The following is a 1,131-nucleotide window of genomic DNA, read 5'->3' on the forward strand; positions in this document are numbered from 1 at the left end:
CCTTCGCGGATCGCGAAGCGCAGCTTTTCTTCCATCGCGATCGGGTTGATCAGCGTCACCTTCACGGTGACGTTGTCGCCCGGCATGACCATTTCCGTGCCTTCAGGAAGCTCAACGATGCCCGTTACGTCCGTCGTGCGGAAGTAGAACTGCGGACGGTAGTTGGTGAAGAACGGCGTATGACGGCCGCCTTCTTCCTTCGTCAGGATGTAGGCTTCAGCCATGAAGGTCGTGTGCGGCTTGACCGAACCCGGCTTGCACAGGATCTGGCCACGCTCGACGCCGTCACGCTGGACGCCACGGATCAGCGCGCCGATGTTGTCGCCGGCCTGGCCCTGGTCGAGCAGCTTGCGGAACATTTCAACGCCGGTGACCGTCGTCTTGGAGGTGTCGCGGATGCCGACGATCTCGACTTCCTCGCCAACCTTGACGATGCCACGCTCGACGCGGCCGGTCACGACCGTGCCACGACCCGAGATCGAGAACACGTCTTCGATCGGCATCAGGAACGGCTGGTCGATCGGACGCTCAGGCGTCGGGATGTAGGCGTCGACAGCGGCCATCAGCTCGCGAACCGCGTCTTCGCCGATCTTCTTGTTGCTGTCTTCGAGAGCCGCCAGGGCCGAGCCCTTGATGATCGGAATCTCGTCGCCCGGGAAGTCGTAGGACGACAGAAGTTCGCGCATTTCCAGCTCGACGAGCTCAAGCAGCTCTTCGTCGTCGACCTGGTCGACCTTGTTCAGGAACACGACGATCGCCGGAACGCCAACCTGACGGGCCAGCAGGATGTGCTCGCGCGTCTGCGGCATCGGGCCGTCGGCGGCCGAGCAGACCAGGATCGCGCCGTCCATCTGGGCAGCACCGGTGATCATGTTCTTGACGTAGTCGGCGTGGCCGGGGCAGTCGACGTGCGCATAGTGGCGGTTCGGCGTCTCATACTCGACGTGCGCCGTCGAGATGGTGATGCCGCGCGCCTTTTCTTCCGGCGCAGCGTCGATCTGGTCGTACGCCTTGTATTCGCCGAAGTACTTCGTGATCGCGGCCGTCAGCGACGTCTTGCCGTGGTCAACGTGACCAATCGTGCCGATGTTGACGTGCGGCTTGTTGCGCTCAAACTTGCTCTTTGCCATT

At 62.4% G+C, this 1,131-nt stretch carries 1 protein-coding gene; it reads right to left on the bottom strand.

Annotated features, from left to right (window positions below):
* Positions 1–1,130 (bottom strand): elongation factor Tu (gene tuf / locus EO99_RS0125385; protein ID WP_029621328.1); only part of this gene is annotated, 1,130 nt, incomplete at its 3' end.
* Between the last annotated feature and the right edge of the window lies 1 nt (position 1,131).

Origin of the sequence: Pseudorhizobium marinum (genome assembly GCF_000705355.1) — a bacterium.
GTDB lineage: Bacteria > Pseudomonadota > Alphaproteobacteria > Rhizobiales > Rhizobiaceae > Neorhizobium > Neorhizobium pelagicum.